This window comes from Brevundimonas sp. (assembly GCF_041688735.1).
In the GTDB taxonomy this organism is placed as follows: Bacteria; Pseudomonadota; Alphaproteobacteria; order Caulobacterales; family Caulobacteraceae; genus Brevundimonas.
In genome coordinates this window covers 1-2833 of record NZ_JBDNHO010000083.1, presented here as the reverse complement: position 1 = coordinate 2833, position 2833 = coordinate 1, and the positions used below count along the sequence as shown (strand labels likewise).

The 2833-nt window shown below is 65.9% G+C and carries 5 protein-coding genes; all 5 read left to right on the top strand.

Going from position 1 to position 2833, the window contains the following annotated elements; all coding sequences use genetic code 11:
- On the top strand, positions 1 to 221 hold a 221-nt coding region (locus ACESMO_RS08545), incomplete at its 5' end, for a VRR-NUC domain-containing protein (RefSeq protein ID WP_372707736.1).
- A 20-nt stretch (positions 222 to 241) separates the two neighbouring features.
- Positions 242 to 556, top strand: coding sequence for a hypothetical protein (locus tag ACESMO_RS08540; RefSeq protein ID WP_372707735.1), 315 nt, complete (start codon positions 242 to 244; stop codon positions 554 to 556).
- Positions 556 to 1761, top strand: coding sequence for a DNA methyltransferase (locus tag ACESMO_RS08535; protein ID WP_372707734.1), 1206 nt, complete (start codon positions 556 to 558; stop codon positions 1759 to 1761). The genes ACESMO_RS08540 and ACESMO_RS08535 overlap by 1 nt, the downstream gene beginning before the upstream one ends.
- Entirely contained in the window at positions 1758 to 2126 is a 369-nt protein-coding gene (locus ACESMO_RS08530) for an RNA polymerase sigma factor (RefSeq protein WP_372707733.1), read from the top strand. The genes ACESMO_RS08535 and ACESMO_RS08530 overlap by 4 nt, the downstream gene beginning before the upstream one ends.
- A partial coding sequence (locus ACESMO_RS08525) for a phage terminase large subunit (protein ID WP_372707732.1) occupies positions 2123 to 2833 on the top strand: 711 nt, incomplete at its 3' end. The genes ACESMO_RS08530 and ACESMO_RS08525, both read left to right, overlap by 4 nt.

The window sequence follows — 2833 nt, the reverse complement described above, 5'->3', positions numbered from 1 at the left end:
CGGAAGGCGTGTCGGCCGGCGCGCCCGACTGGATGCTGTTCGCGCCACGCGAAGGGCGCGCCGGACTCGCGCTGGAGTTTAAGAGCGCCACGGGCCGCGTGTCGCCTGCCCAGGCGGGATGGCATGCGGCGTTGCGTCAAGAGGCGTGGACCGTGCATATTGTAAAGAGCGCCGCCGCCGCGTGGGAGGCGGTCACCGATTATCTGGGCATACGCGCATGAGCACACCTACCGCACTACATATGCCGGTCGCCGTCGCGGCGCGGTTGATCGGCGTGTCTCGGGCGCGCGTGTATCAGCGCATCAGCGGCAAGGCGGGCACCTGGACCGCCGGGGCGCCGCTCGCGGCCACGATCGGGAAGAGCGGGAGCAAGGGCGCACGGAACGGCCGGCAGTTGCGCGTGAGCCTGAGCGACGCGCTCGCCTGGCGCGCTGAACGCGAAGGGAAAGGGCACCCGGTCGGCGCGTGGGACCACGCTGCCGGACCCAGCCCAGCCGCGCCGCCCGCTGCCGTGCCGGCGCAGTCCGTGGGGCTGCCGAGCATGAGGCCGTTCTGATGGCGACCGGCACGGGCTACCTCGTCAAGATGGTGGCGATCGGGACGGTCGTGCCTTACGTCCGAAACCCGCGCAAAAACACGGCCGCGATCGCCAAAGTCGCGTCCTCGTTGCGCGAGTTCGGATGGCGGCAGCCGATCGTGTGTGACGAGGCGTTGACCGTGATCGCCGGCCATACGCGGCTTGAGGCGGCGCGGTCGCTGGGCATGGCCGAGGTGCCGGTGCATATCGCGATCGGCCTCACGGCGACGCAGGTCAAAGCCTACCGTCTGGCGGACAATCGCGTCGGGGCGGAAGCTGAATGGGACAACGACCTGCTCGCGCTGGAGCTGGCCGAGTTGAAAGTAGACGGGTTCGACTTGGCGCTGACGGGATTTGACGCCGACGAATTGACGGCCATGTTCAACTTGCAGGTCGGTGACATCGTGGAAACGCCAGAGGCTGACGCGCCGGCTGTCGCCGTCACGCAAATCGGCGACGTGTGGGTGATGGGCGGCGGCCGCCTTGTCTGCGGGGATTCGACAGACGCCGGCGTAGTGGCGCGGGCAGTCGACGGGCGCACGGTCGGCGCCCTCGTGTTCGATCCGCCGTTTGAGGATGCCGCGCTGATCGAGCGGTTTGATGTCGCGGGCTACGACGCGGACAATGTGTTTGTGTTTGGAGATTGTATGTACGCCACGGCGCGCGCGATCAACGCCGGCATCCCGTGGCGGTTTGGGTTTATCTGGGATGGCGTCACGCGCTGGATCGTACCAGGCAGGCCGCTGCTGGCGCATAAGACGTGCGACTGGTTTAGTGCAGACGGCGCGTACGATTACGAATGTGTGAAAGACGGTCGAGATGGCGAAACAAAGCAGCAAAAAGGCACCAACGCGCGCGGGGATTATATGCTGGAGGCTGACCCGCGCGGGAAGTCGCTCGCGTCAGTATTTAGAAGTCCTGTCACAGCCGAAGGACACGGGGCGGCGCATTCCAAGCCGGTGTTGTGGACGGCTATGCTGTTAGGCAACTGTTCCGCAGGATTAATTCTTGACGTCTTCGCTGGGTCGGGGACGACACTGCTGGCCGCACATCAGATCCGGCGCCAGTGGGCAGGGGTTGAGTTATCGCCCGCGTATTGTGACGTGATCGTGGACCGGTGGCAATTACTTACTGGTGAGACTGCCGTACACTATCCGGCGCAGATGGGCGCGGCGGCACCGTGACGAAGACGCCAACGCCGGTTAAGCGCACGCGCCCCGGCGCGCAGGCCACCATCGACCTCAAGGTCGTCGAGGGCATGGCGGGCGTCGGCGCGACCAACGTCGAGATCGCCGACTTCCTCGGGCTCAACGAGGGCACGATCCGCAAGCGGTGCGGCGATACGCTGACCAAAGCGCGCGCGTCGCTGAAGACGCGGCTGCGACAGGCGCAGCTCAAGGCGGCGCTCGGCGGCAATCCGGCGCTGCTCATCTGGCTCGGGAAGCAGATGCTCGGGCAGTCCGATCAGTCAAAGCTGGACCTCACGAGCGCCGGCCATCAGATCGTGACGCCGCCCATTCTGTGGTCGGACCAGATCCCGAGCGAGTGAGTGCGACGGCGGGCGTGCTGCCGGCGCCGGTGGTGCTGCGCGCGCCCTATCGCCCGCTCTTTGACGCGGACCCGGTCTGGCGCTATGCGCTGCTGACGGGCGGGCGCGGATCTGGCAAGTCGTTCCACCTGTCGGCGTTCCTGCTGAACCTGACGTATGCGCCAGGGCACGTCATCCTGTTCACGCGCTACACGATGGAAAGCGCGTCGGCGTCGATCATCCCGGAGTTCGTGGACAAGATCGACCTGCTCGGCAAGGCGGCCGACTTCGACGTGACGCGCGCCGAGATCGTCAACCGGCTGACGGGGTCGCGCATCCTGTTCCGCGGCATCAAGACGAGCAGCGGGAACCAGACGGCGAAGCTGAAAAGCATCCAAGGGGTGACGACCTGGGTGCTCGATGAAGCGGAAGAGCTCGTGGACCGGAAGACGTTTGAGACGATCGACGACTCGATCCGCGCCGTCGGGCAAGTCAACCGGGTTATCCTGTCGCTGAATCCGTCGACGGTCGATCACTTCCTCTACGCGATGTTCATCGAGACGCGCCGGGCGGACACGCTGTACATCCACACGACGTGGCAGGATAATCGCGCGAACCTGAGCCAGTCGTTCCTGCAGAAAGTGATCCAGACGCAGACGGACAACCCGCCGCGGTACGCGCATATCTACGGCGGGTCGTGGCTGAAGGAGTCGGTCGGGCTGCTGTGG